This window comes from Aequorivita xiaoshiensis (genome assembly GCF_022008395.1).
Lineage (GTDB): Bacteria > Bacteroidota > Bacteroidia > Flavobacteriales > Flavobacteriaceae > Aequorivita > Aequorivita xiaoshiensis.
The window spans coordinates 1-541 of record NZ_JAIRBB010000066.1 but is presented as its reverse complement, the minus strand read 5'-3'; the positions used below and the strand labels follow the sequence as shown (position 1 = coordinate 541).

Sequence of the window (541 nt, the reverse complement as noted above, 5' to 3'; positions counted from 1 at the left end):
TTTTATTTTTTTCTCGAAATATATAGCCTGTTCTATATCATTGAACTCTTGATGAAATATTAATTTTAAAGGTCTTCGTTTGTATGTGAAACAAGGTTTATTTTTACCAAGTTGATGTTCATCAAATCTCCTTGAAATGTTATTCGTAAGTCCTGTATAAAGTAAACCATCGGAACATTCTAATATGTAGATGTAATATGATTTCATTTAGAACAGGTTTTATTTTCATTTCTGTGTCAGGTCGAGCGCAGTCGAGACCTACTTGTTAAGACGAATCTTACTTAAAATCGACCTCTCGACTGCGCTCGAGGGGACATATTGATTTCTAATTTAAATTATTTATTTGGTTAAGTGTACTAGAAATTTCCTCAGCAGTTGGTTTATATTTTGAATGTGTCATATTTCTACATTCTGACAATATCTGAAGCATATCGAAATCGTCATACGCCAAGGCTCTTTTTTTCTGTGCACTCCATTTTTTTATTTTTTTCTCGAAATATATAGCCTGTTCTATATCATTGAACTCTTGATGAAATATTAA

1 protein-coding gene and 1 pseudogene are annotated in these 541 nt (G+C 31.1%); both read right to left on the bottom strand.

All coding sequences use genetic code 11. The annotated features are described in order from the left end of the window. Positions 1–207: GIY-YIG nuclease family protein (locus K8344_RS13995; protein ID WP_237609296.1), on the bottom strand; the 207-nt coding region annotated here is incomplete at its 3' end. Between the two features lie 118 nt (positions 208–325). Further along, positions 326–541 (bottom strand): annotated as a pseudogene (locus tag K8344_RS13990) (GIY-YIG nuclease family protein); the annotation flags it as partial.